General features: G+C 61.7%; 25 protein-coding genes and 2 pseudogenes. 12 read left to right on the forward strand and 15 right to left on the reverse strand.

Features of this window, described 5'->3' with window-relative positions; genetic code table 11:
- The first annotated feature begins 85 nt into the window (after nt 1-85).
- Entirely contained in the window at nt 86-475 is a 390-nt protein-coding gene (locus tag B9N97_RS31600) for a (R)-mandelonitrile lyase (RefSeq protein WP_085091749.1), read from the forward strand.
- Between the two features lie 58 nt (nt 476-533).
- A complete protein-coding gene (locus B9N97_RS31605) occupies nt 534-1,361 on the forward strand; it encodes an SDR family oxidoreductase (RefSeq protein WP_085091750.1) in 828 nt (275 codons plus the stop codon).
- Between the two features lie 353 nt (nt 1,362-1,714).
- Here the strand turns inward: B9N97_RS31605 and B9N97_RS31610 are convergent, their stop codons facing one another.
- The 7 genes from B9N97_RS31610 to B9N97_RS31635 all read right to left on the reverse strand — a co-directional run bounded on the left by B9N97_RS31610 (nt 1,715) and on the right by B9N97_RS31635 (nt 7,644).
- The gene (locus B9N97_RS31610; RefSeq protein ID WP_085091751.1) at nt 1,715-2,947 is read right to left on the reverse strand and encodes a Bcr/CflA family multidrug efflux MFS transporter; all 1,233 of its coding nucleotides are present in this window, start codon (nt 2,945-2,947) and stop codon (nt 1,715-1,717) included.
- On the reverse strand, nt 2,947-3,687 hold the full coding sequence (locus B9N97_RS31615) for an SDR family oxidoreductase (protein WP_085091752.1): 741 nt from the start codon (nt 3,685-3,687) through the stop codon (nt 2,947-2,949). The genes B9N97_RS31610 and B9N97_RS31615 overlap by 1 nt, the downstream gene beginning before the upstream one ends.
- A gap of 77 nt (nt 3,688-3,764) precedes the next feature.
- Entirely contained in the window at nt 3,765-4,328 is a 564-nt protein-coding gene (locus B9N97_RS31620) for a flavodoxin (RefSeq protein WP_143266945.1), read from the reverse strand.
- A 216-nt stretch (nt 4,329-4,544) separates the two neighbouring features.
- Complete coding sequence (locus B9N97_RS31625; protein ID WP_244561029.1) at nt 4,545-4,874, reverse strand: aldo/keto reductase; 330 nt, start codon at nt 4,872-4,874, stop codon at nt 4,545-4,547.
- Nucleotides 4,875-5,057: 183 nt separating this feature from the next.
- On the reverse strand, nt 5,058-5,210 hold the full coding sequence (locus tag B9N97_RS35820) for a hypothetical protein (RefSeq protein WP_167393453.1): 153 nt from the start codon (nt 5,208-5,210) through the stop codon (nt 5,058-5,060).
- Between the two features lie 263 nt (nt 5,211-5,473).
- On the reverse strand, nt 5,474-6,904 hold the full coding sequence (locus B9N97_RS31630) for a HAMP domain-containing sensor histidine kinase (protein WP_085091754.1): 1,431 nt from the start codon (nt 6,902-6,904) through the stop codon (nt 5,474-5,476).
- On the reverse strand, nt 6,901-7,644 hold the full coding sequence (locus B9N97_RS31635; RefSeq protein ID WP_085091755.1) for a response regulator: 744 nt from the start codon (nt 7,642-7,644) through the stop codon (nt 6,901-6,903). The genes B9N97_RS31630 and B9N97_RS31635 overlap by 4 nt, the downstream gene beginning before the upstream one ends.
- A 307-nt stretch (nt 7,645-7,951) precedes the next feature.
- Between B9N97_RS31635 and B9N97_RS36915 the strand changes: the two genes are divergently transcribed.
- Entirely contained in the window at nt 7,952-8,254 is a 303-nt protein-coding gene (locus B9N97_RS36915) for a cupin domain-containing protein (protein ID WP_244561030.1), read from the forward strand.
- A 213-nt stretch (nt 8,255-8,467) separates the two neighbouring features.
- Here the strand turns inward: B9N97_RS36915 and B9N97_RS31645 are convergent, their stop codons facing one another.
- Nucleotides 8,468-8,842, reverse strand: a complete 375-nt coding sequence (locus B9N97_RS31645; RefSeq protein WP_143266946.1) for a hypothetical protein — start codon at nt 8,840-8,842, stop codon at nt 8,468-8,470.
- 312 nt (nt 8,843-9,154) lie between these two features.
- On the opposite strand from B9N97_RS31645, the gene B9N97_RS31650 reads away from it, so the two are divergent.
- The 7 genes from B9N97_RS31650 to B9N97_RS31680 all read left to right on the forward strand — a co-directional run bounded on the left by B9N97_RS31650 (nt 9,155) and on the right by B9N97_RS31680 (nt 15,516).
- Nucleotides 9,155-10,237, forward strand: coding sequence for an alpha/beta hydrolase (locus tag B9N97_RS31650; protein WP_143266947.1), 1,083 nt, complete (start codon nt 9,155-9,157; stop codon nt 10,235-10,237).
- 71 nt (nt 10,238-10,308) lie between these two features.
- Entirely contained in the window at nt 10,309-11,421 is a 1,113-nt protein-coding gene (locus B9N97_RS31655; RefSeq protein ID WP_085091834.1) for an alpha/beta hydrolase, read from the forward strand.
- Nucleotides 11,422-11,526: 105 nt separating this feature from the next.
- Nucleotides 11,527-11,955, forward strand: a complete 429-nt coding sequence (locus B9N97_RS31660) for a carboxymuconolactone decarboxylase family protein (protein ID WP_167393454.1) — start codon at nt 11,527-11,529, stop codon at nt 11,953-11,955.
- A gap of 46 nt (nt 11,956-12,001) precedes the next feature.
- Entirely contained in the window at nt 12,002-12,472 is a 471-nt protein-coding gene (locus tag B9N97_RS31665; protein ID WP_085091757.1) for a (R)-mandelonitrile lyase, read from the forward strand.
- A gap of 115 nt (nt 12,473-12,587) precedes the next feature.
- Nucleotides 12,588-13,046 (forward strand): cytochrome P460 family protein, encoded by a 459-nt coding sequence (locus tag B9N97_RS31670; protein WP_208621335.1) that lies wholly within the window; start codon nt 12,588-12,590, stop codon nt 13,044-13,046.
- A 17-nt stretch (nt 13,047-13,063) separates the two neighbouring features.
- Entirely contained in the window at nt 13,064-13,750 is a 687-nt protein-coding gene (locus B9N97_RS31675; RefSeq protein ID WP_085091758.1) for a DUF4405 domain-containing protein, read from the forward strand.
- A gap of 95 nt (nt 13,751-13,845) precedes the next feature.
- Nucleotides 13,846-15,516 carry a carboxylesterase/lipase family protein gene (locus tag B9N97_RS31680; protein ID WP_085091759.1) on the forward strand — a complete coding sequence of 557 codons (1,671 nt, stop codon included), beginning with the start codon at nt 13,846-13,848 and terminating at the stop codon, nt 15,514-15,516.
- 142 nt (nt 15,517-15,658) lie between these two features.
- Here B9N97_RS31680 and B9N97_RS35395 read toward each other — a convergent pair.
- The 6 genes and pseudogenes from B9N97_RS35395 to B9N97_RS31705 form a co-directional block, all read right to left on the reverse strand.
- Nucleotides 15,659-15,874 (reverse strand): annotated as a pseudogene (locus B9N97_RS35395) (ISKra4-like element ISAzba1 family transposase); the annotation flags it as partial.
- Nucleotides 15,875-16,057: 183 nt separating this feature from the next.
- Nucleotides 16,058-17,002 (reverse strand): transposase, encoded by a 945-nt coding sequence (locus B9N97_RS31685; RefSeq protein ID WP_085091760.1) that lies wholly within the window; start codon nt 17,000-17,002, stop codon nt 16,058-16,060.
- Nucleotides 17,003-17,230: 228 nt separating this feature from the next.
- The gene (locus tag B9N97_RS31690) at nt 17,231-18,430 is read right to left on the reverse strand and encodes an IS256 family transposase (protein ID WP_085091761.1); all 1,200 of its coding nucleotides are present in this window, start codon (nt 18,428-18,430) and stop codon (nt 17,231-17,233) included.
- Between the two features lie 161 nt (nt 18,431-18,591).
- Nucleotides 18,592-19,509 (reverse strand): annotated as a pseudogene (locus B9N97_RS31695) (ISKra4-like element ISAzba1 family transposase); the annotation flags it as partial.
- A gap of 276 nt (nt 19,510-19,785) precedes the next feature.
- Nucleotides 19,786-20,169: a hypothetical protein gene (locus tag B9N97_RS31700; RefSeq protein WP_143266948.1), complete on the reverse strand. Its 384-nt coding sequence runs from the start codon at nt 20,167-20,169 to the stop codon at nt 19,786-19,788.
- A gap of 14 nt (nt 20,170-20,183) precedes the next feature.
- A complete protein-coding gene (locus B9N97_RS31705) occupies nt 20,184-20,426 on the reverse strand; it encodes a DUF4167 domain-containing protein (RefSeq protein ID WP_085091763.1) in 243 nt (80 codons plus the stop codon).
- 697 nt (nt 20,427-21,123) lie between these two features.
- Here B9N97_RS31705 and B9N97_RS35400 point away from each other — a divergent pair.
- The gene (locus tag B9N97_RS35400; RefSeq protein WP_167393455.1) at nt 21,124-22,200 is read left to right on the forward strand and encodes a ComEC/Rec2 family competence protein; all 1,077 of its coding nucleotides are present in this window, start codon (nt 21,124-21,126) and stop codon (nt 22,198-22,200) included.
- Nucleotides 22,201-22,327: 127 nt separating this feature from the next.
- A complete protein-coding gene (locus tag B9N97_RS35405; protein WP_143266950.1) occupies nt 22,328-24,301 on the forward strand; it encodes a CHAT domain-containing protein in 1,974 nt (657 codons plus the stop codon).
- Here the strand turns inward: B9N97_RS35405 and B9N97_RS31720 are convergent.
- On the reverse strand, nt 24,291-26,681 hold the full coding sequence (locus B9N97_RS31720; protein ID WP_167393456.1) for a S8 family peptidase: 2,391 nt from the start codon (nt 26,679-26,681) through the stop codon (nt 24,291-24,293). The two genes, B9N97_RS35405 and B9N97_RS31720, sit on opposite strands and share 11 nt — an antisense overlap.
- Nucleotides 26,682-26,818: the final 137 nt, after the last annotated feature.

Consider the following 26,818-nt stretch of genomic DNA (forward strand, 5'->3'; position numbering starts at 1 on the left):
TAACCCTCGGAGCGCCTCCCCGCTAGATCTCTGAATGCTGTCGGTGCCCATACGGGCACCGGCGCAAGCAGTGTGGAGGACGACGATGGACATCAAACGCAGCGGGGCGGTAGCTTCGAGGGGAGGGCCTGGGGAGTACTTCACCGGCACTGTCCGGGTCGACGCGCCATTCAGCGGCAGTGGTCATCTGAGTGGCGCCACCGTCACCTTCGAGCCGGGTGCGCGCACCGCTTGGCACACGCACCCACTTGGCCAGACGCTGCTCGTGACCTCCGGTCTCGGCCGCGTGCAGCGGGACGGCGGGCCGGTCGAGGAAATCCGCCGCGGCGACATCGTCTGGTTCGAGCCCGGGGAGAAGCACTGGCACGGTGCTGCGCCGCACTGCGCGATGACGCACATCGCCATCGCCGAGATGAAGGACGGCAAGGCGGTCGATTGGATGGAAAAAGTGACCGACGAGCAGTACGGCGGCTGACACGCTGCACGGCACAGACCGCACACCCCCCAGAAACACCCCACGATGGAGGATCGTTATGGCACATGTGAACGTCGTGATCGGAGCCGGTTCCATCGGCCAAGCAATCGCGCGCCGGGTCAGTGCCGGAAAGCACGTTTTGCTGGCCGACCTACGCCAGGAAAACGCTGATGCGGCGGCGAAGACTCTGAGCGAGGCTGGTTTCAACGTGAGCACCGCGACTGTCGACGTCTCGTCGCGAGCGTCGGTCCAATCGCTGGTCAAGACGGCCACGGCCCACGGCGAGATCTTTGGCGTCATTCATGCCGCCGGGGTTTCCCCGACGCAAGCCACGCCGGAAACTATCCTCAAAGTGGACCTTTACGGAACGGCGCTGGTGCTCGAGGAGTTCGGCAATGTCATCGCCCGCGGGGGCGCTGGCATCGTGATCGCCTCGCAGTCCGGGCACCGCCTGCCGCCGCTTACGGCGGAGCAGAACAAGGTCCTCGCGACGACGCCGGTCGATCAGTTGCTCGCTCTGCCGATGCTCCAGCCCGACAAGGTGAAGGATCCACTTCACGCCTACCAGATTTCGAAGCGCGCGAATTCCCTACGGGTAATGGCCGAGGCCGTCCGCTGGGGAAAGCGGGGGGCACGGGTCAACACGATCAGCCCCGGCATCATCATCACCCCGCTGGCGAAGGATGAACTGGCAGGTCCGCGCGGCCCGGGCTACCAGCGCATGATTGACCTCTCGGCGGCCGGACGGGCCGGCACCCCGGACGAGGTGGGATCCGTCGGCGCACTTCTCATGGGCTCTGACGGTGCGTTCATCACCGGTAGTGATTTCCTGATGGATGGCGGCGTCACCGCGGCCTATTGGTTCGGCGACCTTGCTCCGAAGTGACGGCTTATGCCCGGTTTCCAAAACTCCCTAAGGACTTTTGCGCGCAATGTGGTAACCGCCGGGCACATCCCAAGCCTTTGGAGGCGGACGGGCGAGCACAGGAGTTGATTGGTGACCGGCATCATCAACCGGTTCGGATACCGGCAGCCCGAGCCGGGGCGCCCACCGGTGGCGACGCTGGAAGGTGATCCGGACGCTCCGCCGCGTCGTGCGCGAGGGCATTCGATGGCGCGCACCGCAGACCGCTGGTGGAGGTGCCTTAGGCTCCACCCTGCGCCGCCGGCTGGGTGAATGCTATGCAACGGTGTCGGAGACCGCCGAAGCCACCACCCTGCGACGGCTCAGAGCAGTCGTCATGGTGACCTCCCAGTGGAACGGTTGGCCGGAACAAGCAGCCACGCGCACAACAGGCTGCCGATGCCAGTGAGTGCGATGACCCAGCCCATCGGCCAGGGCGTGCCGTTGGCGAAGGCGCCGACCAGGGCGGAGCTGACAATGCCGCTGCCGTAGTGAACCGATCCGACCAGCGCCGACACCGCGCCGGCCCGTTCAGGGAAGCCGGACAGTGCGCCGGCGATGGAGTTGGCGACGATGAAACCGGTTGCCGAGGCGAAGAGGAACAGGGGCACCGCTAGTCCCCACAGCCCGCCCCAGCCGGTCCAGGCCGTAACCGCCAGAACCAGTCCGGAGAGTGCCGCCAAGCCTGTGCCACAGAGAAGCAGCCGATCGCTGCCCAGCCGCCGCACCAGACGCGCGTTGAAGGTGTTGGTGGCCATGATGCCGACGATGCCGGCCCCGAACAGCAGGCCATACAGTTCCGGCGGAACATGGTGGTAGGTGACGTAGGCGAAGGGCGTACCAGCGATATAGGCGAACATCCCGCCATAAAAGAACCCACCCGCGCCGGCATAGCCGAGCAGCCGGCGATGGCGGATCAGCGTGCCATAGCGGAGCAGCGCATGGCCGAGTGGCTCGTGGTTGCGCCGTTCCGGCGGCAATGTCTCAGGCAGCGTGAGCAGTGCTGCCAGGGTTGCCATGCCGACGCCGACCAGCGTCCAGAAGATCGCTCGCCATCCGGCAAGAGCCAGAATCTGCCCGCCGACGATCGGCCCGAGGAGCGGTGCCACCGCCATCACCGTCATCAGCGTCGACAACATCTGCGCTGCCCGGTGCCCCTCATAGAGGTCGCGCACCATGGCCCGCGCCAGAACCACACCAGCGCAGGCGCCCACCGCTTGCAAGACACGCCACCCTACCAATGCCCAGGCACTGCCCGCCATGGCGCAACCCGCCGAGCCGATGGCGAACAGCACCAACCCGACGGCCACCGGCAGGCGGCGGCCGAAACGGTCGCTGAGCGGTCCCCAGAAAAGCTGTCCCAAACTGAAACCGACGAGATAGCCGGATACAGTCAACTCGACGTGCCCCGCATCGGCACCGAGTGCGCGCCCCATCGCCGGCATGGCCGGAAGATACAGGTCGGTCGAGATCGACGCGAAGCCCATCAACGCGCTGAGAATGGCGAGCACCCGCCAGCCATGCTGAGCGGTCTCGGTGTTCGTTGGGTAGCTGGCAGCCGATGACATCACAGCTCCTGCGCTGTTGGACGGAACAGGATCTCGTTCACGTCCACGTCTTCGGGCTGGCTGATCGCAAAGGCAACCATGCGCGCGAAACTCTCCGCCGGGATGGCATAGGCGTCGTAGAAGTCCTGGATGCCCTTGGCGACGTCGGCTTCAGTGATGCTCTGCGGCAACTCCGACTGCACGGCACCCGGCGAGATGATGGTGGTGCGGATGTTGTAGGGCTTCACCTCCTGACGCAGCCCCTCGGACAGCATACGGACCGCCGCCTTGGTCGCGGCGTAGACCGAACTGCCGGGGCGCACCTTATGGCCGGCGACCGAGGAGACGTTGATGATGTGCCCGCTCTTCTGCCGCGTCATGTGTGGTAGTGCCGCGGCGATGCCGTACAGCACTCCCTTGAGATTGACGTCGATCATCCGGTCCCAATCCTCAACCTTGCCGCGCTCGAGCGGCGAGTGCGGCATCAGGCCGGCATTGTTGAGGATCACGTCGATCCGCCCGTGCGCGGCGACTGCCGCGTCGACGAGGCGTTTGACCTGTTCGCGGTCGGTGACGTCGGTCTGCACTGCGGCGCCCGGCCCGAGGTTCAACTCGTGGGCCAGGGCTTGGAGGCGGTCGAACCGGCGGGCGCCGAGAAAGAGCGTCGCGCCTTCAGCGGCGAGATACCGCGCGGTGGCTTCGCCCAGCCCGCTGCTGGCGCCCGTGATGACGATGACCTTGCCATCGATATTGCTGCGCATGGATGTCTTCCTTCCGGTTGCCCGGCGTCCGCTGGTTCCCAGCGTTGGGGACTTGGTTTTCGTGGCTTTCGACTGAATTATCGGCCGATCGGGGTGTTACCGAGCCATCGAGATACTTGTGAGAGCGTTTCCCGCTCCTGATCCGCTCGCATGGTGAAGGGCTCCAGGAGTCGTGATTGCGGTGCGTGGGCGGCGACGACCGAAATGCTGTCGCCTAGACCGTAACCGCCATGGGTGACGAAGGGGATGAGCGTTTTGCCGGACAAATCATGACCGGCCAGGAAGGACCGGATCACCGGAGGGGTGCTCATCCCCCAGATGGGGAAGCCGATGAAAACGACGCCGTAGGATCGTATATCTGCCACCATGGCCCGGAGCGGGGGCCGATACCCCGTGTCCCGCTCAGCCTGCGCCTGTCTGACGACGGCCTCGTAGTCTTCCGGGTACGGGGCGGCCGGCTCGATCTCGAACAGGTCCGCACCATGAGCCCGCCGGATTTGTCCCGCGACGACGCGGGTGTTGCCGGTGCGGGAGAAATAGACGACCAGAGGCGCTGCGCGGGATGGAGCCTGCTGGGCGGCGGCGGAACTGGCCGAAAGTCCCAGTCCTGACGTCAGCGGCAACGAGAGCGCGGCCGTCATGGCCTCCCTCCTCGACATTCCGCTCGGTCGTTTCATCGGATCGCTTCCCTCGCTTCGATCAGAGGCCGGTGGTCTTCATCAGATGTTCGGGGTAGCGTTGACCCTCGACGGCGATCTCCGCGGCGGCGGACAGGATTTCGGCGAGATCCTCGATCGGCACTTTGGGCTCCACTCGGTATTGGTAGAAAAGGTCAATCACCTCGATGCCGAGCCGCTTCAGCGACGCTTGGCAACCGCTTTGATCTGTTCAGGACGGCTGTTCGTGCCGACCATCTTGCCGTCGACGGTATTGAAGCCGAACTTGGTGGCGATCACCACCCGGTCGCGCGCCAGTTTCAGTGCCTCGCCAACGATTTCCTCATTTGTGAAGAGGCCGCAGACCTCAGCCGTGTCGAAGAAGGTGGCGCCGAGCTCCATCGCCTGTCGGAGCAGCGTGATACTCTCCTCTGGGCTCAGCGCGTGACCGTAGCTGAAGTTCAGGCCCATGCAGCCAAAGCTGATTGCCGAGACCTCCAGGCCGGCCTTTCCAAGGACACGCGTCTTCATCGCTCTCCCTCCAGCCCACCGCTGCCGGCGCTCGACCATTGCGGTGAGCAGGAGATAGGCCACTTGGCGCCTTGCGATTAGACGGCATGATCGGCATGAGGCTATATCCGTCTTTCATGAATACACGGCCAAGTGCGCCATCGACCGAGTCTTGCTCTTGCCCATTGCCGCCGGTTGGGTTGATCAGCCCATGCGCTCCTCCCCCGATGGCCGGCGCTTCGGCACCGCGCTCGGCATCGTTTCGGAGCGCGGCGGAATACCGAAGCCGCGTTCGATTGCGGCCAGCACAAAGACGTAGAAGGTCGTAACGATGACACCGATGCCCATGCAAGTCATGGGGTGCGTCTCCTGCCGCCCGATGCGGCTGCTTGGCCTTCCGATCATCGAAGGCCGAGTTGTAATGGCCCGACGAGCCCAAGGCTGCGCCCGCGTCAACGATGGCGGCGGACAGGACCAATCCTGCCGTGGCTCTCAACCCGCCGGGATGAGTTGGAAATAAGGGAATTCAGGTCCGCTGATTAGACAGCATGGGCAGCATGAGCCCATGTCCGTACTTCATGAATGCGTAGCGGCCAAGGGATGAGAGGGGGCTTCTGGTGTCAAATGCGCTTTTCGGCCGAGTGGCCCCAGACTGCGATCTGCCGCGCCGGCGTGCGCCTACCCTCTCGGTCATCACCGATATGCATTGCGGGAAGCGTGAGGACAGCGCGCAAGCCCCCGTCCGGCCGGTTCTCCAGACGAATGTCGCCGCCATGCCCGCGGACGATGGAGCGGGCAATGGACAGGCCAAGCCCGGCTCCACCAGTGCTCCGGTTGCGCGACGCCTCAAGCCGGACGAAGGGTTCGAATACCCGCTCGATGTCCAGCGCCGGGATGCCCGGCCCCCGGTCCTCGACCGTCACGCGGATGTCGCCACCATCGGGACACACAGTGACCCTGGCCTCAGTGCCATAGGCGATGGCGTTTTCTACGAGGTTGCGGACGACTCGCCGCATCGCGATCGGACGGCAAACCACCGGCAGCTTGGCCCCGCCATCGAAAGTGACCGGGGCACCAACGTCGGCCATGTCCTCGCACACGCTCTCCACCAGCGAGACGAGATCCACGGCCCGCGCCTGCTCGCCTCCCTCCTCGCGGGCGAAGGACAGCATGGCCTCGGCGGTAAGCCGGAGTTCCTCCACATTGTCTAGCATGCGCTGCTTGGTCTCGTCCTCTTCTAGCAGTTCAACCCTCAGGCGAAGATTGGTGATGGGGGTGCGCAGATCGTGGCTGACCGCCGCCAGCATCCGCGTGCGGTCGTCTACGAAGCGCCGCAGCCGCGCGCCCATGGCATTGAAGGCAGTCGCGGCACGGCGAACCTCGTCAGGCCCCGTCCGCTCGTCCAACTCCACCGCTTCCCCCCGTCCGAGCCGCTCGGCCGCTTCGCCGATCTGCTTGAGCGGCCGGGAGATGCGGCAAGAGATGAAGAAGGCAACCAGCGCCACCATGGCGACGGAGGTTAGGATGGAAAAATACAGCGAGCCGTTGGACACCGCCGGCCGCGCCGGCTGTACCGTGGCGGCGTTCAGCCAGCGGCCGTCGGGGAAGAGGGCGGAAACCATGAGCTTCAGCTGCTCCGATCCGTCCGGCGCCGCGAGCGCGGTGCCGCCGGGTCGCCTGATCAGCACGCGGATCTCACGGACGGCGTCGCCCACCTGCGCCTTCAGCCGGTCGCGCGCGGCAAGGGCTTCGCCCGTCGGTGTCACCGAGGCGCCGATCTGCTCGCGATCCCACCAGAGCCTAAATTCGCCGCTGCTCACCGCTTCCAGAGCGTCCTTGTGCAGAGGGTTCGGAGCGGCCGCAATCAAACGAATGGCTGCCGCTGTTCGGGTGATCGTATCTTCCACCCGCAGCTGCTGCATGGCGAAAGCGCGCTCGTCCATGTAAGCGTACCAGCTGCCCAGCTTGGCGACCACGACGGCGGCGGCCAGCAGCAGGACCATCTGCGTGAACAGGGTACGCGGCACGAGGTGGCGGAGCAGTGGGGTCATGGCAGTTCGCTCACGCTGGTGGCGAAGCAATAACCGCCACCCCAGACGGTCTTTATCAGGCTCGGGTTGCGCGGGTCGGCCTCCACTTTGCGGCGCAGCCGACTGACCTGATTGTCGATGCTGCGGTCGAAGGCATCGGCGGTGCGGCCCCTGGTGAGGTCTAGCAACTGGTCGCGCGACAGCACGATGCCGGGATGGCGCACGAAGGCCTCCAGCATCAGATACTCCGAGGTGCTGAGCGAGACCACAACCCCGTCGCTGCCCGTCAGTTCCCGCCGTCCCAGGTCGAGAACCCATCCTTCGAATACCACACGCTGGCTTTCGCCGCGCCGCCGCGCTGCATCCACCGGTAGGCTGCGGCTGCGGCGCATCACAGCCTTGATGCGAGCCAGCAATTCGCGTGGCTCGAAGGGCTTTGGCACATAGTCGTCGGCCCCCATCTCCAGCCCGATGACCCGGTCGGTGAACTCGCCGAGTGCGGTCAGGAAGATAATTGGCAACTCGGTGGTTTCCCGCAAGTGACGGCACAGGCTGAGGCCATCCTCGCCCGGCATCATGATGTCCAGCACGACGAGGTCCGGCGCGGCAGTGCGCAGGACGCGTCTTGCCGCAGCGGCGTCTTCCGCCGTGGTGACGCGCAGTCCATGACGGTCGAGATAGCGCGCCAGCGTCTCGCGGATGTCGCGATGATCATCGACCAGCAGCAGATGGATGGACGCGTCTTCGGTTGGAAGCGGCATGGGACACCGTGGAAACAGGAAAAGCCGGCAATCTGGACCTGCGATGCCCGAACAGTGACACGGCCGGCCGGACCACCAAAGCACGAATGTGTACCAATCTGTACCAGTTCTGGCGGTTTGCCACAGACCGATACACAAAGCCGGTCCGGCTGACACAGTCTTGCGACATCCGCCCCTTAGACCTGGGTTCGCCGCCGGAAGCTCCTCCGGCGGTACCCGGCCGGTGGCGAGATCCCCATGCGTCCAACCGTCCGGCCGGGCCCCGCATTGCACAGATGGCTCCACCTCGCCACTCGGAGGATAAGACATGAGGGTCCTTGCCGCAGCAGTGATGTCGCTTTCGGCTGTGCTGTCGGTGTCCCTGTTCACCTCTGTGTTCATCCAGGAGAGCTTGGCGAACGGCTCGTTGGTTTTGGCCGGCTTACCGTCCGCGGCAGAGGCCAATGCGCCGTCGCTGACGATCACGAGAAGCGGCTCGATCCTATCGGGCAAGGCTCCCGCAGATCACTTTACCGGCTCCGCGTGGATTGATCGCCGGTTCCAGGCGCCAACCCCCGCCCGTGGTGCCGGTGCATCGGTACCGTTCGAGCTTGGAGCCCGCACTGCGTAGCACACTCATCCGCTGGGTCAGACCCTGATCGTGACCGCCGGCGCCAGCCGGGCGCAGCGCTGGGACGAGGCCACCATGGAGATCCGCCTCGGCGCATGGTCTGGATTCCTCTTGGAGAAAAGCACTGACATGGGGTTTCGCCAGCCACAGCCATGACCTGCATCGCCATTTCCGAGGCACTCGACGGCATGTCGGACGACTGGATGGAAAAGGTCAGCGACGCGCAATACGGCAACCCGCGCTGACACCCGTCTTCGAAAAGCGATCACGAAAAAAAGCGCCGCAGATCGCCTGCGGCGGGCCGACACCGGAGTACAAGATGAAGACGCCCATTGCCCGCTCCTTCCCGATCGGAGCCATGAAGCTGGTCTGGACCTTGAGCACGTCGTTCCACGCGCGAGGGACGGTATCGCTAGCATCGGCAGCCTCCACCCCCACCACCGCCGTGTAGCCGACAGCGACCCAGAGGTTGATGGGCGGCATCGCTCCAAAGCTGGCTAATCTCACCGACAGCATGCTCTTTGACGATGTGTGAGTGTGGATCGGCGTGGGATTCTGACGCCGTTCGGCACGGGAACGCGTGGACATCAATGGAAATTTTAGGGTCCCGACCGCCCGCTGTTTCACATATGGTGCGGCTAATAAGGTCGGCCGGGAAGTGATAGCAGTAGCCTCACCCCCAATATAATGCGTCCGATCGCCTGCTGCCAACTCGACTCGTTACCGTGACCGTGCCGACCCGCCGCCTCCAACAGATGGCTCCCCCGTCCACACATCACAACCATCAGACGACCATTCATTAGGTGTTCTTATAACCTCATGCGCATCTAGCGGCCTAATCGAGAACTGGCTGAGCTGCTAGATATAGACCGTCTCAAGACTTCGGAAGGAAATGCGACCTTGATCTCTTGGAAGTATCTTCTCGCACCCTTGTTGGTCACTGCGAGTATCCTTGCCAGCCCCGCTGTAATCGCTCAGCAGGGAAGCAAGGCGGAGCCTTTGATCATCCAAGAGCAAGGTAGTTTCGCTGTCGGTGGAACTGTAACCCGCACGCCCGGAACCTACAGCAACAACGTGCCGACCGCCGCTGGGCAGAGTATCCACGGCGACCATCTCTACAGTTTCTATCAAGTCCCCCAAGCGCCAAAGAACCTGCCCATCGTCATGCTCCATGGCGCCTACCAGTCGGCGCGCAGTTGGGAGACCACAGCCGATGGGCGCGAAGGCTTCCAGAACATCTTCCTGCGGCGACATTTCCCGGTCTATCTGGTCGATCAGCCGCGCCGTGGACGGGCGGGCAACAGCACCGTCGGAACGACGATCGAGCCAACGCCTTATGACCAACTCTTCTTCGATCAGTTCCGCCTGGGCAAATGGCCGAACTACTTTGACAATGTGCAGTTCGATCGCAAGCCTGAGACGCTGGACCAGTTCTTCCGGTCCGTCACACCGAACACCGGGCCATATGATGCCGGTGTGATCTCGGATGCCATGTCGGCGTTGTTCGCAAAGATCGGCCCGGCGATCCTCTTCACTCATTCCCAGGGCGGCGGTCCAGGCTGGCTGACGGCGATCAAGTCCCCCAACGTCAAAGCGATCGTTGCTTTCGAGCCGGGCAGCGGCTTCATCTTCCCAGCAGGCGAATTGCCCGCGGCGATGCCGAGCGCGGCAGGGACCCTGTCCCCCGAGGCCGTGTCGCTCGCCGACTTTGAGAGGCTCACCCGTGTCCCGGTGATCATTTATTACGGCGACAACTTCCCGACCGAGCCGACGACCGAGCGTGGACAGGACAACTGGCGGGTGAGGCTCGCCATGGCGCGGCTCTGGGTCGACGCCATCAACAGGCATGGCGGCGACGCCCGGCTGGTGCATCTCCCGCAAATCGGACTCCGCGGCAACACGCACTTCCTGATGTCAGACCTGAACAATGTCGAGATCGCGGACCACGTCTCGCAGTTCCTTGCCGAGAAGAAACTGGACTAACGCGCTTGCGCCGTTCTTCGCTGCTGCGAGAACACAGTCTTCTTCCCTGAATTCAAAGAATGGAGTTCGAAATGACCAATGACGCCATCAACGATGGTAGGCGGGGGTTCCTGGGAGCCTCGGCCCTCGTTCTCACAGGTGCAATGTTTGGGGGGATTGCAATGACCAGTGCCACCGCTATCGCAGCCGACTACAAGCAAAACCCGTTCACATTGGTTTATGATGGCGCGATCACAAAGAATGAGCCAGGCAAGGTCAATATCCATCCGGTGAACTACAAGCTCAACGGCTTGGATATCGTCGCCAACGTCTATACCCCGGCAAACTACGATCCGAACCAAAGATACCCTGCGATCGTCGTCGCGCATCCGAACGGCGGGGTCAAGGAACAGGTCGCCGGCCTGTATGCGCAGCACTTGGCAGACCAGGGTTACATCACGATCACCGCCGATGCTGCGTATCAGGGTGGGAGCGGCGGCAAGCCGCGCAGCGTGGACAAACCCGCCTTCCGGATCGAGGACATTCATGGGATGGCGGACTTCATCACCCGCTATCCGGGGGTCGATGCCGGGCGACTGGGTGTTCTGGGGATCTGCGGCGGCGGCGGCTACTCGTTGGCAGCGGCGAAAACCGACAAGCGCTTCAAGGCGATTGCGACGCTGAGCATGTTCAATTCAGGACGGGTTCGTCGCAATGGTTATGTGGATTCACAACTGGCGACCATCCAGGACCGTCTGCAGCAGGCGTCTGCCGCCCGTGCCCAGGAAGCGGCGGGTGGGGAGATCCTCTATTCGGGCGATGCCAACCTGACGGACGCGCAGATCGCCGCACTGCCGTTCGATCTGTACCGGCAAGGTTACGAATATTACTGGAAGACCCACGCCCATCCTGGCTCGACCTTCAAATACACCACCAGCAGCCTGCTCGACCTGATGCGCTGGGATGCGACCGACCAGATTGAGCTCATCAACACGCCGCTGCTGATGATCGCCGGCAGCAAGGCCGACAGCCTGTACATGACCGAGGATGCCTTTGCCAAGGCAACCGGCACCAAGGACAAGGAACTGTTCAAGATCGACGGCGCGACGCATATCGAAACCTACTGGGTTCCAAAATATGTGGAAGCCGCGATGGGAAAGCTTGCGCCGTTCTTCGGCCGAACTCTTGCGTCTGGCCGCTCATAACCCGGTTTGGTCCCTCGTTAGCAACGAGTATCCCGAGAATGCTTTGGCCAAACAGCGTCCAGGTTCTTACCGGACGCCGCTTTCCGACCGAGGAGGAGACGCAAAGTGAACAAGCTCATTAGAAAGCTGCTCATCGCAACCAGCCTGCTTCTGACCGCGGGAGTGTCCACCATGGCCAACGCGCAAAGCCAGTCTCCCACCAGATCAGAAGTGGTGCCCGCCCAACAGCAATCGCGCGCGCAGCAACTGATGGGTGACATCGCGCCCAAGCTTGCTGAACTGACCGACGATGTGCTGTTCGGCGATATCTGGGAGCGGCCTGGTCTCGCCAAGCGCGACCGCAGCCTGATTACCGTCGCGGCGCTGATTGCGCTGAACCGCCCGGACCAGCTTCGCTCCCACATCGCGCTCGCGCGGCGCAACGGCGTGACCGAACAGGAGATCGTCGAGACGATCACCCAGCTCGCCTTCTACTCGGGCTGGCCCAACGCGATCACCGCGGTCGGCGTTGCCCGCGAGGTGTTCAAAAAGTGAGCGGATCGCCACGCCAGGCCGCAATCCAACGGATTGAAGGAGTGAGATGAAGTCCCTCGTTGCAGCAAGCGTTTCCATTGTCCTCTGCGCCTCATCGGCGTTGGCCCAGCCAAAAACCACGATTACCCTCACACCTCCTGGATCGCAGCCGTCCTCCATCGGCGCTGCCGAGAACTTCACGGGATCGGTGCGGGTCGACTCCCGGTTTCAGGGAACCGCGCCCGCCCGCATTGGCGGTGCAACGGTGACCTTTGAACCTGGTGCCCGCACGGCTTGGCATAGCCATCCCCTCGGCCAAACGCTGATCGTCACGGCGGGTATCGGACTTGTCCAGGAATGGGGGGCTCCAATCCAGGAGATCGCGCCGGGTGACATCGTGTGGATTCCGCCGGGGGTGAAGCACTGGCACGGCGCCAGCTCGAGCAACGGCATGTCGCACATCGCCTTTTCCGAAGCGCTCGACGGCAAGTCGGTCGACTGGATGGAAAAGGTTACGGACGAACAGTATCGGCGATAGTCGCCTTGCATTGGAGGCTGCGGCGATCCGTTGGGCGACCCTGATTGCACAAGACCTGCCGGTCTACGAACCCCGAGCGAGGTTACTCATGCTAAAATGTGCGAAGTCCGTTGCCGTGGCGATTGTCGTCGCCGGAGCCGTCTCTGTGGTCGGCTGGCAGGTGCACGCCGAAACCAATCGGGTCAAGTTCCCCGAAAACATCGATCAACTCGTGCATTACACGACCGTGCGGCGCGGCAACGTAACAGAGCACATCATGACGACACCAGAAGCGATGGAGGCCGTCAAGAGTGGGCGGCCAATCCCGGCGGGCACCCATTTCGTCCTCGTCGATCACCGCGATGGCGAACTCTACCGTTATTTTGTTATGGAAAAGGGCGAAGGTTTCGGAGCCGATTACGACGAGCGGCGACGCACGGCTGATTGGCAGTTTCAGTGGTTCTGGCCCGACAAGTCGGTCAACATGGAGGAGAACACCGCTCGCTGCCAGTCGTGCCACCGCAGTCAAGCCGACAGTGACTTCCTTTATACCGCCTACCGTATCCCCCGGTTCAACGGCACGCCGGTGCAATAGGTCGGGAGGGGCATGCCTTGAATTCCGTCCTTCTGGTGCGTCTCGCATTCGATCTAAGCGCAGCCGGCCTTCTCCTCTTCGGTTTCACCTATTGGTGGCTCGGCAACACCGCTCATGAATTGGCTGGAACCGCGATGTTCCTGCTGCTGATCGTCCACAACCTTTTCAACCGTCGCTTCTACGGCACGATTGGGAAGACACGACGGACAATGCGGCCCCTGTTCAACGTCGCCGTTACCCTGGCATTGCTCGTGGCGATGGTGGTGCTGCTTGTCACCAGCGTTCTGATCTCTGAGGCCTTGTCAGCTGTCATGTCGTCTTTCGGTGGCTTCGCCGTGCGACAGATACACACGCTCGCGGCTTATTGGGCGCTCGTCATTGTCGCTGTCCATCTTGGCTTACGCTGGCCGATGATCATGAGTATAACGCGTGCGCTGTTCGGCATTTCCAAGCCGAATGCGGTCCGCGCCTGGGTGTTGCGGCTGATCGCGCTCGCCATCGCGATCCACGGTGTCTGGAGTTCGTTTGAACTTGGCCTCAGCGGAAAACTCACCATGCAGGTATCGCTCGACTGGTGGAACTTCGAGAAATCGGTCATCGGTTTCTTCGTCCACTGCGTCGCGATCGCCGGTCTCTGCACCGCCGTAACCTACTACGCCTTGAAATGGCAGCAGCTTCGCAAGCGGACAACCAGGACGGCCTAGGGCGAGGGACCGCCGCCCGCTGACAAACAAACACTGACAGGCTGCGATGGCGGGCAAGCGCCTCTCCAATCGCGCCGCGAACCCTGGAGAGTGAAATGCGTGAACGCAAATTCGTACATCGCGCCCTGCGAATGGTCCTGGCCCTGGGAGCCATCTGCGTTGCATGGCAAGGCGCCTTGGCGGCGCCGGACCATGTAGCGATGACAACAAAAGGCTCAGTGCAAGGCGTCGCGCGGAACGATGTGGTCGAATATCTCGGCATCCCTTACGCCGCGCCTCCGATTGGCGGTCTGCGCTGGAAACCACCGGCGGAGCATTCCGCTTGGGAAGGCGTGCGCCAGGCGACGTCGTTCGGTCCCACCTGTGCCCAAGTTACACTGCTTGGCGTCTTTGCCGGACCGGCCAGCAACAACGAAGATTGCCTGTCCCTCAACGTGATCGCGCCGATGCAGGCTTCGGCCAACGGCGAAAAGCTGCCGGTGCTTTTCTGGATACATGGAGGCGGCTTCGTCGACGGCGCTGGAAGCGACTATGACGCCAGCAAGCTCGCGGCCCGAGGCAAGGTCGTTGTCGTTACGATCAACTATCGACTGAGCCTGCTCGGCTTCTTCGCCCATCCTGCACTCAACAAGGAGGGGCATCTTTTCGCCAATTATGGTCTGCTCGACCAGCAGTTCGCTCTGCGGTGGGTGAAGGACAACATCGCCAACTTCGGGGGCGACCCCGACAACATCACGGTGGCCGGCCAGTCCGCCGGTGGCGCGAGCGCGGCATTCAACGTCATCTCGCCCCTGACCAGGGGCATGTTTCACAAGGCTATCATCCAAAGCAGCGCGTCTTACCTGACGGCGATTCCGATGGAGGTCGCTGAAAGGAAAGCGACAGCTTTTGCCGAAGCAGCCGGTTGCGGCAAAGGTGCCGATGAAGCGACGGCGTCCTGCCTGCGCAATCTTCCCGCGGATGCCCTCATGAAGCTATCGGGTCCGCCCGATGGCTTCGGCCCCTATGTCGTGACACCGGTTGCCGACGGTCAGATCATTCCGAGCGGGGGAGCCTCCGCTTTCGAATCAGGCAACTTCAATCACATGCCAATCATGAACGGCTCGACCCGGGACGAGGGGAACTTCTTCGCAGCACTCCCAGTCTACTTCTCGGGCAAGGCTGTGACCCAGACAGATGTCGAAAGCCATGTGAAGACGATCTTCGGCGGGAATGCCGGTGCCGGCGGTACGCCTCCCGCCTATCCGGCCGGAACCGTCGATAGGATTCTCGCCTATTATTCCTCTGGAGACTTTGGAAGCCCGCAATTGCGCATGAACGCGATCCAGACCGACGTCATGGTCTGCCGCATTCAGCGCGGCACCCATCTCCTTGCCGGAAAGGTGCCCCTCTACGCCTATGAATTCCGCGACCGCACGGCTCCATTCATGTTTCCCGAATTGCCGGATTTCGCGCCGCTCGCCTATCACACCGCGGACCTTCAGTACCTGTTCCCGGGCTTTCATGGCGGCAATAAGGGCGCCAAGCACGATCTCAACGCGCGGCAACAGAAACTCTCCGACGAGCTTGTGGACGCCTGGACGAGTTTCGCGCGAACCGGCAATCCCAACCCACCGGGCGAAAGCACTTGGCCGCAATACACAAGCGACCCGAATGCCCAGAGCTACCTCGCCCAGGAAATTCCAGAGCTTTCAGCGATCAGCGACAACGATTTCACAGCCGACCACAAATGCGACTTTTGGAAGGACCTGCTGGTCTACAACTGAACAGATCAGATGGCACGAGCTTCGACCGGCATTATCATGGTCGACCGATCGCCTCTGCATTCGACCCGACAGCAGCTTCGAAGCAAGTGAAGCGCGTTACGATCACGGCACGCGGTGAGACCGTCGCAAACCTGGGGGGCCTTCACGCCGCAGGGCGGAAGGGTCGGCAGGCGTATGGCTCGGCGTCGGCGTGATCCGCGGCGAACGTCCCGTTCATCACTGCGGTGCGGACCTTCAGCATGCGGTGAGCGCCACGCGGCGACCACCGCATCTGCTGATTGGCGCCCATGCGCCGGTGCAGCAGGCGCTGGACTGTGCTTTCGGTCGTCGCCGTGGAGATGGGATCTGGCCTCGGTCGTGTCCCGAGGCGTGGTGTAGCAACCGTGTTCAGCGAGGAAAGTTCGTGAACCGGGCGTGCTCCGCGTCAAGGCTCGCGCTGGCGCGCGCCCGCCCTTTGGGCGGCGGCGGCCTTGACCCGTCCGCGCTCCCGGTTCGTTTGGTTTGGCGTGCGGTCGGCGACGAGCGCCGACCGTCGGCACTCTCAGGCGGGGTTGGCCTCCCAGGTTGCGCCTTTGGCCAGCATGGCGTTGAGGCGGACGACCAGTTTGCGTGCGCAGGCGGTCAAGGCGAGCTTGGATGGCTTTTTGCGCTCAATCAGGCTGTTGTAGAAATCCGCGATAACGCCCTTTGTGTTGGTGGCGGCGGAAAGCGCCGCCAGATAGAGGGCGCGCCGAACATCGGCACGCCCACCGGCGATATGGCGGTGTCCCCGCATCTTTCCGCTATCGTGATCGAAGGGCGCAACACCGACGAGGGCGGCAATCTTTCGACCCGACGTCCTCCCCAATTCAGGCAACAGGGCGGCTAGAGTTGCCGCCGTCACGGGACCCACCCCTGGCGCGGTCTGGAGAGCTTGGATCGTCTGTGAGAGGACCGGCTGAGCTTTGGCCGTCTGGCAAATGGCCGCGTCCAATGCATCAACCTCGCGAGCCAGATATTCGACGGCACGGGACAGCGCCTCCTGCGCCGCCACCGGGGCATGGGCGATGCTCTTGTTCAGATCGGCCCGCTTGTCGACGAGTAGGCGGCGCGCCTTGATCAGGCCGGCCAATTCCTCGCGAACGGGATCGTCGGGGAGCGAGGGAACAGTCGTCTGGCTGGCGGTAAACTCAGCGATCACCGCGGCGTCAAGGCTATCATTCTTGGCCCGCCGCCCCTTCGCTTTGGCGAAAAAGCGTACCCGCGCCGGATCGAAAATCCGGACCTCGACACCAGCCGTCCGCAGGGCATCACGGATCGGCCGCTCATAGCCGCCGCTGGCTTCCAGGCCGGCCACGGTTACCTTTCGTTCGGTGAACCATGCCACCACCTCCTGGTGCCCCTGGGGAGAATTGACCACCCGGAGCGGGGCCGCGTCGGGAAAGACGTCAATATCCAGAAAGTCCTTGCCGCAATCGATGCCGGCCACCCGTGTTTGTTCAGACATCCTCGTGATCCTTCCTTGTAGTGCGAGCTCAGGCTCACGCAACCGTTCGGACTTCAAGGAAGGTTGGTCGCCCTCAAGCTACACCACGGCTTTCCGGCCAAGGAGCTGGCGGGGTCGGCCAACCTGGGCGGTTGGTCGTCGCCAACCGCCCAGGTCTGAATATGGAACCGCGCGACATACAAGGAGCCGGGTCGCTCATCTGGTCTCCGGCAGGTCTGGCCGGGACAGTCATGCGGCCGTAGCGGGCAGCGTGAGGAGGAGATCATCGCGCAAGGGGGCGATGGTTTCCAGGGTCATGTAGCGCGCCCGCTGGACCGCCCATTCATCGTTCTGTTCGAGCAGGATGGCGCCGATCAGCCGAGTGATCGCCGCCTCGTTGGGGAAGATGCCCACCACCTCGGTGCGCCGCTTGATCTCGCCGTTCAGCCGCTCCAGCGGGTTCGTGCTGTGGATCTTGGCCCGATGCTCCTTGGGAAAGGTCATGAAGGCCAGCACGTCCTCCTCGGCCTCGTCGAGCAGGGTGGCCAACTTGGGCAGCTTGGGGCGGACCTGATCGGCCGCTTGGCGCCACTGCGCCTTGGCGGCGCCGGCGTCATCCTGGGCGAACGCGGTGGCGATGAAGGCCGACACCACGCGCCGGCCGCTCCGCCCGGCATGCGCCAGGGCGTTGCGCATGAAGTGCACCCGACAGCGCTGCCACGTGGCGCGGAACACCTTGGACACGGCGGCCTTGATGCCTTCGTGGGCGTCGGAGATCACCAGCTTCACCCCGGCCAAGCCGCGGCGCTTGAGCTTGCGCAGGAACTCGATCCAGAAGGTCTCGGCTTCCGAGGCGCCGATGTCCATGCCCAGCACCTCGCGCCGACCGTCGGTGTTCACGGCCACCGCGATGGTCACGGCGACCGAGACGATGCGCCCGTTCTGGCGAACCTTCACGTAGGTGGCGTCGATCCACAGGTACGGCCAATCGCCTTCGATGGGACGCTCCAGGAAGGTCTTCACCCGCTCGTCGATCTCCTCGCACAGCCGGCTGACCTGGCTCTTGGAGATGCCGCTCATGCCGAGCGCCTTCACCAGATCATCCACCGAGCGCGTCGAAATGCCGTGGACGTAGGCTTCCTGGATCACGGCGGTCAGCGCCTTCTCGGCCATGCGGCGCGGCTCCAGGAAGCCGGGGAAGTAGCTGCCCTTGCGCAGCTTGGGGATGCGCAGTTCGACGGTGCCGGCGCGGGTCTCCCAATCACGCTCGCGGTAGCCGTTGCGTTGAACCAGCCGCTCGGCGGAGCGCTCACCGTGGGCGGCGCCGGTCAGGCCTTGCACCTCCAGTTCCATCAGCCGCTCGGCTGCGAAGCCGATCATCTCGCGCAAGACGTCAGCGTCAGGACTCTTCTCCAGCAGCGCGCGAAGCGCCATCATCTCGTCGGTCATCGTGGTCACCCTTCGGTCGGGTTGAGGTGTGGTGACCAGACTCTAACGAAGACCCACGATGACCGCCCCGCTGTGGAAAACCGGCCCGCCTACGCCAGCTCTGGGGGGGGCGCTTCGGCGGGCCGGTTCCCCACTGCTCCTACACCACGGTCAGGGACGTGACCCCGGCCTCGGGGGGCAGCATAGTCAATGATCAGGTCGGCCTGTCCGACGACATAGGTCTCCAGAGCGCGCAACAGCGTGGCCACTTTCCGGGCCTGCCGGTCGTCGGCGGCTTCCAACAGGGCGTCGAGCTCGGTCAGGGTGTCGCCAATCAGGGCCAGCGCCCGCTCGGTCTGGCCATGCCAGAGGCGCCAGCGGATGCGGGACACGGCGTCGGCCGGAATGCTGCTGAAAACCACCTCCTGGTCCTGATCATTGCTCGCCCGCGCGATCATGACCTCGAACGAGCTCATCTGGTAGGTCCACACTGACCGCACGTGGCCTCCGTCGATGGCCAGCGTGATTGCCTTCGCGGACGCCAGTGAAGTCTGGTACGGCGGAACAAGCGCTGCCCATTCGAGCTGGGCTCCGACCGGGAGCGTGCGCCGTCGGATGGTTTTCCACTTCCGGAGCCGTCTCGAACGGCAGCAACTCGGCCAGCAAGGTCCGCGCCCGCCAGTAGGGCAGCTCGCTGCCCATCCCGGCCAGGACGCGTTCGTACTCCGGGGTGCAGCGGTCGGGCATGATCTCCGCGACTGGGGTCAGGCTGCGCCGGCAGGCCACACCGCAGCGGCAGGGCTCAAAGCGGGGCGCGCGCACCTCCACGGTTCCAAACAACGACACCAGCCGGCGCGGGCGGTGGTCCTTGAGCGGACGCGCCGCGCTGCAGTGGCTGCACCGACGACGGTGGCGGCGGTGCGCGTCGGTCTGGGGGTGACCAGGACACGCTGCACACCGGCCAGGGTCGCCTTGCCCTCGGCCGAGCTCAGCCCGAGCGCCGCCGCCTGACCGACTGCGGAGCGCTCACCCGCGGAGATCACGTGCTGCATCACCGCGCCGTCCTCACCCGTCACCTCCACCATGACTCGCCACTTCATCGCACCTTCGGTTCGCGGCCTGCCGGACGCGCCGTATCATCCTCCCCCCAGGTTCGCGACGATCTCGGTGGCCTTTAGCTGGCCGGGTTGGCTGAACGTCACCTGATTCTCCGTGTACACGCGGACGTAGCCGACCAGGGCATGGAGAAGCTCCAGGACGGAGGAAAAAGAACCCTTATGTATAGCTTGGTCAGATTTGAGGAAATGATCGTTTGGCCGCCTGTACAGACAGTCTAAACAGGCTCCAGTCCACGCCGGCTGTCGCCTTCTCCTCCTTTACGCGACAGATGTTGAACCTGGGGTGGCCGACGATGCGGCGTTGTGATCTGCTCGTTGTCCGCTTCCGAGTTCGTCCAGAACATGCTGGTATTCGCTCGGTGGCAGAGCGCGAGCATCCTCGGCCATGTGCCGTAAGGCAGTGAGGCCGGCCTCGGTAAACCGAGCCCGCAGCCAATGGCCGCCATCATCCCGCAACTCCAGCAGCCCACGGTCCAGCATCCCCTGAATGACCGTTCCCGGCTTCGGCTGCCCCTTGTTCGGCCCGGTGGCCCACCGCTTCACCAGGATGCCGCTCTCCAGCCGCGGCGACTGCCCAAAGCGCACCATGAATTCGTTACGGATCAGAGCCCGCTCTCGCGGCGTTAGGGTGATGTCGCTCACCGGGTTTATCTCCCTCAATCCTCTCCCCTCGATACACGGAACCAGTGCTCAGCATACTGCCGACACAGTTCAGCTTCCACGCCATCTCCGATGCGTTCGGCATCGGCCGCGCGAGCGAGCCACTGGGACTGCTTTTGAAGCGCTGATCCGTTCACACGGGCGGGTAATGGTCGAACCCCGGTCGATGTGGTTGTAGTGGGACGGGACTTGCTGAAATTCGGTCGCGACGCTGATACGTGGGGCCTGAGGGGTGGCATGGGGCTTACCGACTTCCTTGGACAGAGTGGAGGGTCATCCTTTGATCTGACAGAGTCTACGCCGCGCAAGGCTACGATGCGCGGAAATATTCCGACGCGGCGGTAATGCTAATGTCTGCCGAAGCGCGGACCGACACGGGAGGCGCGGCCGACTGGCCCGGCCGGTGATAGCAGTCTGGTCGGCACCGTCAGCGCCGGCGAGGTGGCCATACCGCCCCTTTCGTGACAGCCACCGGTGTCCGCTTCTGACCCAATGCGGACCTTTGGCGAGGACTGCTTTGCGCCAGGAGTGGGCATCCATTCTTTGTTCACTGTTTGTCAGCCACAATTTCATCTGATGATACAAAAGTCGGAATCTAGTTTATCCTCCACTTGGCCGTTGTTGATGAATGTGAAACATCGGAGTGTGGGGTATGGGTTATGGTGCTTATGATGAAACCAGAAATAAAGAAAGGAGATGTTTGGATATACAAAAACAGCTTTCCTACTGCTGAGAAATTAAGACCTAATAGTATTTTTAGCCGTTGCGCTTTGTTATTGGAAAAAATGTTCTTGAAGAAGTCGGAGCACTTAATTGATATTATGTCAGTAGGCAAAATGATCGGGTAAACGATAAACGAAATGTTGTAGTGTTCGTTGGCGCTCGTGACCTATCTGTAAAGGTGAGAGATGGCAGCCGCAATTATGGGGGAACGACTTGCCAAAATTTAAACTAAAGCTCCTGCCCGCATCTGATGGCGATTGTATGTTGCTATCCTGGGGCGACGACGGCGGTCCGCTCAGCCACATGGTAATTGATGGCGGTAGAAAAGGGGCGTATCAGCACTTAAATAGTGAGCTATTTCGCATCGTAAATGCTGGAGAAGCCCTCGCGCTCTACGTACTCACGCACGTCGACGCTGACCACATTGAAGGTGCACTCGCCTATCTGGACGACGTAAACCGGCCGATCCTGCCTAAGGATGTCTGGTATAACGGCTTGTATCAGATGAGACTGGCAGATAACCGTAGCATGCGCCAAGGCGACGATTGGTCAAAGGCTATTTCAAGATTGAAGCTCCCGCTTAATCGACACTTCGAGGGCGGTGTAGCGTCGATTGAAAGCGCACTGGCTCCGATCGACGTTGAGGGCCTGAAAATAATTATGCTCTCCCCCGACTCTGCTCATCTTGCAGCGATGGGCAATCTCTGGACTAAGTGGCGCGAAACTGAGGAGCGGGAGAGAAGAGAGGGTATGCGCGCGCCGAAGGCACGTCAGCGCCCTCCTGTTCCGCAGCCTCTAATTGTGGAAAATTTGATTGCCGACGGCGAGACCGATCCAGAGCCACCCAATGGGACGAGCATTGCGTTCTTGGCCGAGTGGCGGGGCCGAAGCGTTCTGCTCGGCGGCGACGCCCATCCCAACGTGCTGGTAACGTCATTGGCGCCGCTTGCAGAAAGTAATGGCGGGCGGTGTCGTATCGACCTGCTAAAGGCGTCGCATCACGGAAGCGCTAAGAACACCACCCGGCAACTCATTGAGCTGCTCGATTGCAGGCGGATTGCCATCTCGACAAACGGAAAGCTGCACGGGCATCCAGACCCTGAATCCATCGCACGTTTTTTGCATTTTGGAGTATCCGGGCCAAAGCATATATACTTCAACTACGATACCGATCGCACGCGACCCTGGGCGGATTCAAATCTGGAGGCCAAGCACAACTATCGCGTCCACTTACCATCTTCCGCGTCTGGCGCTATTGAGATTGATTTGATGGCAGATGATTTATTCTGAGTCACGACGAATGTCGCTAAAATGGAAGGTGCGTCGTTCTTTTGGTTGGAGCGGGTGATATCTGAAATAATTGTAGCTTGGCCAATGTATTGGTTGGAGCAGAACTATAGGGCGGGTATTCGGGGGAATGATGGACTACTCTTGGAAGAGCCTTGCCGAGCTGAAGAAGAAGTTGTGCCAGCTGCTCGCGGATCGTTATCCCGGTCAGGTAACAGAACTGTGCGTCTTTCTCGAAGGAGACACGCTCTTGCTGAAAGGAGAAGTCGCCAGCGAAAGCTGTAGAGGTGACGCTAAGCGGATTGCGCTTGCGTTCGACGGCGTTCTCAAAGTGCATAACTTTTTGGAAGTGGCTGCCTTTTTAGAACCGGCTAGTGATTCGTCGTATGAGGATGATTTCTTCGGCTTCGATTCGCAAGAGAAGAGCGCGCGGCCTGCGAACGATGAGCCCATTGTTCCCGAAATCATGAGGAGGGGCACTAAATGGCCATCAACCCATTCACCAGAAACTGAAGAAAGACTCAATGTAGCACGTGGTATGGAAACCCGCAGTGCTGACTATGTATCGGTTGGTAGTTCACCGGCGCCGGCCTCCGTTGAGATAACCCGTTGTCCAACAATTGATAGCATAGGCGAGATCGCGCCTGGCAAGACCTTTGATTTAGTGATCGGCCTCGAGAAGCAACCGCAGTCGGATGGAAAGCTTATCTCACTTGGAAGTTTTCCTTCAGATTGGTCTGTGATCGAGATCTCAGTGCAGGTTGTGGCTGATTGGCTACAGTCTGTCGAATCAAAGCTGTCATCCATCGTGCTGACACCCAACCTACCTGCGCAACCGGCCCGCTTCACCTGTGTCGTGTCGAATGACTACGTACCGGACTCGTCGGCTGTTGTGATGATCTACTTTCTTCATGGCACGCGCGTTTGCGGGCATGTCACCCGAGACTTGGTAATAGTGGACGCAATGACCACGCCGTCGTCTGATCCTTACAGGTCAGAAGAGACTGTTCTGCCCGCAACGAGGCTAGGCCCCTCGACACGGCCTGCATCGATGATCAAGGTAGTGCCGGATGCTGTCGGGCCTACGTTAAGTGTGATGATCTCGCGCATCGACGACGATCATCAACACTGGACGTGGAAAGCTTTTGGTCCGGGTGGGGCCACAGCAGGGAGCCAGCCCGTTTCGCTCGGTAAAAGCCCGAAAGCGTTCGCGGAATCACTGCTGGCATCCTGCCCCGATCTGCCGCGGGAAGAATTCCGTCGCCGTATGCGGGGTATTGGTGAGCTCATATGGCGTGCGGCGCCAGAAAAATTCCGGCAGTGCTATGCACAGAGCCGCAGCCAGTTAGGAAAGGGCTTTCCGATCCAGTTCCTGACCGACGATCCCTTCGTACCCTGGGAGATGATGAAGCCGGACATTGAGGAAGGCAGGGTCGATCACCTCTACATTGAGCATCCGGTGGCGCGTTGGCCTCTGAACGGTGCAGGCCAGCATCGTTCGGCATTCCGCGCGGGCGCCATCCTGTCGTTCGTTCCGGATTATCCCACACAACCGCTCAAGGCAGCCGCAGAGGAGAGCACATGGATCTGCTCAAACCTGGGGGCTACAAAGATGTTGCCAAAGCGCAAGGCGTTCCTTGATGTGCTCGACGGATTTCACGGGGAACCGGTACGGATGATCCACTTCGCGGGCCATGGTCGGGCGGACACCGGCACGAATGATGGCGGCATCGAACTGCAAGACGGACTGGTTGGCATTTTCGATGTTTACCAGTCATCTGTGCGGATCGGCAGCACGGATGGCCCATTAGTGGTATTGAATGCGTGCGAATCCTCGGCTGGCGCGGAATTCCTCGGAATAAACACTGGCTGGGGGGCCGCCATCGCTGCACGCAACTTTGGCGGGCTCATTGCACCCTTGTGGGCCGTGCAGGACTCTGTCGCCTTCACTATGACCAAGGATAGCCTTCCCCAGTTGGTCGCTGGCAGCGCAACGCTGGGCGCGGCACTGACGGCAGCGCGGGCTAAAAACGCTGATGAAGCCGTCGCAGCGTTTGCTTATTTGGCGCACGGCGACGTGATGGCGCGGTTCTTTACGTCCTAATCACGCTCGGCATATCGATCAATACCCTGGCCGGGATCAGGTTCCTAACCTCAGTAACGAGATCGTTCGTCGTTTCCGGTGTGCGGATCGAGACGATCAAGCTAAAGCGGACCGGTACGTTTTCCGGAGAGACTTGCTGATTGGTCGCCCACCATCCGCGGATCGGCGTTACGTTGATCATGCGGCGGCCAACCAGCTGATAAGCGGGGCCCCGCCACACATCGTGGTGGAGTGTTCCCCGTGTCCGCCTCTTGGGGCCCAAAAGCCACCCAAGATCCTCGCCCGCCGGCTCAGGCGCGCTAATCGCCCGGTTGACCCGGCGCTGTGCGCGCCTCTCGCTCTCCTCGAAGCGCTGGAAGTCGAACTGGAGACGATGGGAGGGGTATTGCTGCAATCGTTCTAATCCAGCGCTATGGGGATCAGGCTGGACGAAGTACGACAGCGTGCACCGCAATTCGATCTCAGTCGCTCCGAGAGCGGTAAGCGCCTTATCGGGCCAGGGCAAGCGGAACGATTTCATTTCCTTCAACGTAACACCCTTGCCTGGATTGCGCTCATACGGCTGCAGATCATCCTCAGCAATCAGCGTAAGGGCATTTCCAGCACTCCAGAACAACCGCTCCTCGTTGGGAACGCCCCAACCGAAGCAATCAAGCGTCGCAAGGTTGGCATACTCCTCCGGCATGCCACCAGCGATCAGCGCTTCACGCCTCGCTCGCATGGTTGGTGTCCAATCGGCACAATGTACGAGAAGCCCACGAACGGTCTCAGGGCGCATGGCGGGATACCGTGCCATAACCCGCCCGGCAAGCCGCGCCGCCGCAGCGCAGGCCGCGCTTGTGTCGCCAGTCAGCGTAATAGGCTTCCTGATGGGGTCGTTGGACGTCGTCGCAATCATATCGGGACCGTACGGGCGAGAGGTTTTTCCGCCCGGATCAATTCCATGGTTGCCACCTTCCATCAGGATGTCGGGCTTGTGTCGGCGCGCCTCCCACGATTGCGCCGTGCGAGACCGCGGCGATAGACCGCCTGCATCGGCTAGTGGCGACGGTCCCGAGCACTTGTTTGTCAGTGCACCAACCGAGAGGACGTTAAGCGCCTGCGCAGGCGATTGGATCCCATGCTGCTCATTGAAAGTGTGGTAGGATGAGACTTGGTAGGGTTCGGTCGCGGTCGTGTGCACATTGCCGACTGCTACGCAAAACAGCCGGGTATTCTTGCCATCACCGAACGCCAAATCGTCGAGCGTCGACGAGGTCGACGTCGGTCGGCCGTCCTCCAGTTCACCCACAGCGGTGGCTGCAAGACAGTAGACGCGAGAATGAGCGGCTTTGCTCTCGGCCAGGTCGACACCTCTGCGGATCGCGTCGCGCCCTGGAATCCTTACTGTGCTCTTTGGGTTAAATACCGCCATTGACTCAAGGCCGACCTCTAGATAGATCGGGTCATTCCCAGAAGCGACGTTCTCTAGGTCGCCATAGAGCGCGATACCAGCCATTTTTGAGCCATGCCCATCGGAGTCGAACGAATCCCAGGCGCTGGTGATAGTCCTGCACCGCTCCGTTGGGAGGGCCGGAGCAATCAGTGAGCTTGCGGGATTCACGCCCGTATCAAGCAGTGTAACCCAAGGTGCCTGATTTGGCGGCGGCACAACACGCTGGGCGATCGATTGTATCTGCGCCAAGCGCTTGGGCGGAGGCAAATCGGCGTGCTGCGCGATGAAGTTGGACGCTCCTCGGAGTTCCACGACCGCGGCGCTTTGCGCGACGAGCCGCGATATTGCGGCCTTAGTAGCGAAGCCGTTGTATACCAGAATATCGACGAATTTGGACGGACGGCCATAGATTTTAATGCCGAGCTGCTCGACCGCAGCGTCGAATGCCGCTTTCATTTGATCTCTAATCCAAATCTCCCATTCGACTGCGCCCTTTTCGCGTGGAAAATTCTCAAGTGCGTCGGTCCAAAGGTCCTCGACCTTAGCAATCTTAAACGATGCCGCGCTCTCAAACAGCCAAAAGTTGCGCGGACGGCGATCCGATGCGTCTCTAGGTTCGTTTGCGAGCTCGAGGGAGTATCTTTCAAGCGACCGTCCCTGATCTTCCCAGTTTTCATAAGACAAAAGATTATTTTCAAGCGTCTCAATCGATTTTTCGCCAACATAATACACTGCACGGTCATGGCCGCGACTCCCTTGCGCGTCAGCGCCTCGCCGCACCTTGAGCAACTGCATGCTCCTACTGTTTGCACGCAGTGTATCACTCACTGCTAATTCTTCTCCCTCGCGAGATAAGACGGTCACGGTGACACCGCGCTTTTTTGCGGGAATGCCTAGAGCAGCCTGTTCTGCTTTATTTTCGTGGATTTGGTCTGCGATCTTCATTAGATCGCTGCGCAAACGGCTCGCATGCTCTTCACGGTTTGGCACTGGAGTGGGACGTCGAGCGCTCCCGCCACCATACGGTTCAAAGCTCTCTGAGGCTTGACCTAAGCCACGGACGATCAGATGTCGATGCTGGA

The organism is Azospirillum oryzae (genome assembly GCF_900177515.1).
GTDB lineage: Bacteria > Pseudomonadota > Alphaproteobacteria > Azospirillales > Azospirillaceae > Azospirillum > Azospirillum oryzae_A.

Coding starts and splice junctions, on each gene's coding strand:
- B9N97_RS31600 (WP_085091749.1), top strand. CDS start 86: ATGGACATCAAACGCAGCGGGGCGGTAGCTTCGAGGGGAGGGCCTGGG.
- B9N97_RS31605 (WP_085091750.1), top strand. CDS start 534: ATGGCACATGTGAACGTCGTGATCGGAGCCGGTTCCATCGGCCAAGCA.
- B9N97_RS31610 (WP_085091751.1), bottom strand. CDS start 2,947: ATGTCATCGGCTGCCAGCTACCCAACGAACACCGAGACCGCTCAGCAT.
- B9N97_RS31615 (WP_085091752.1), bottom strand. CDS start 3,687: ATGCGCAGCAATATCGATGGCAAGGTCATCGTCATCACGGGCGCCAGC.
- B9N97_RS31620 (WP_143266945.1), bottom strand. CDS start 4,328: ATGACGGCCGCGCTCTCGTTGCCGCTGACGTCAGGACTGGGACTTTCG.
- B9N97_RS31625 (WP_244561029.1), bottom strand. CDS start 4,874: ATGAAGACGCGTGTCCTTGGAAAGGCCGGCCTGGAGGTCTCGGCAATC.
- B9N97_RS35820 (WP_167393453.1), bottom strand. CDS start 5,210: ATGACTTGCATGGGCATCGGTGTCATCGTTACGACCTTCTACGTCTTT.
- B9N97_RS31630 (WP_085091754.1), bottom strand. CDS start 6,904: ATGACCCCACTGCTCCGCCACCTCGTGCCGCGTACCCTGTTCACGCAG.
- B9N97_RS31635 (WP_085091755.1), bottom strand. CDS start 7,644: ATGCCGCTTCCAACCGAAGACGCGTCCATCCATCTGCTGCTGGTCGAT.
- B9N97_RS36915 (WP_244561030.1), top strand. CDS start 7,952: ATGAGGGTCCTTGCCGCAGCAGTGATGTCGCTTTCGGCTGTGCTGTCG.
- B9N97_RS31645 (WP_143266946.1), bottom strand. CDS start 8,842: ATGTCCACGCGTTCCCGTGCCGAACGGCGTCAGAATCCCACGCCGATC.
- B9N97_RS31655 (WP_085091834.1), top strand. CDS start 10,309: ATGACCAATGACGCCATCAACGATGGTAGGCGGGGGTTCCTGGGAGCC.
- B9N97_RS31665 (WP_085091757.1), top strand. CDS start 12,002: ATGAAGTCCCTCGTTGCAGCAAGCGTTTCCATTGTCCTCTGCGCCTCA.
- B9N97_RS31680 (WP_085091759.1), top strand. CDS start 13,846: ATGCGTGAACGCAAATTCGTACATCGCGCCCTGCGAATGGTCCTGGCC.
- B9N97_RS31685 (WP_085091760.1), bottom strand. CDS start 17,002: ATGTCTGAACAAACACGGGTGGCCGGCATCGATTGCGGCAAGGACTTT.
- B9N97_RS31690 (WP_085091761.1), bottom strand. CDS start 18,430: ATGACCGACGAGATGATGGCGCTTCGCGCGCTGCTGGAGAAGAGTCCT.
- B9N97_RS31705 (WP_085091763.1), bottom strand. CDS start 20,426: ATGCCACCCCTCAGGCCCCACGTATCAGCGTCGCGACCGAATTTCAGC.
- B9N97_RS35405 (WP_143266950.1), top strand. CDS start 22,328: ATGATGGACTACTCTTGGAAGAGCCTTGCCGAGCTGAAGAAGAAGTTG.
- B9N97_RS31720 (WP_167393456.1), bottom strand. CDS start 26,681: ATGAAGATCGCAGACCAAATCCACGAAAATAAAGCAGAACAGGCTGCT.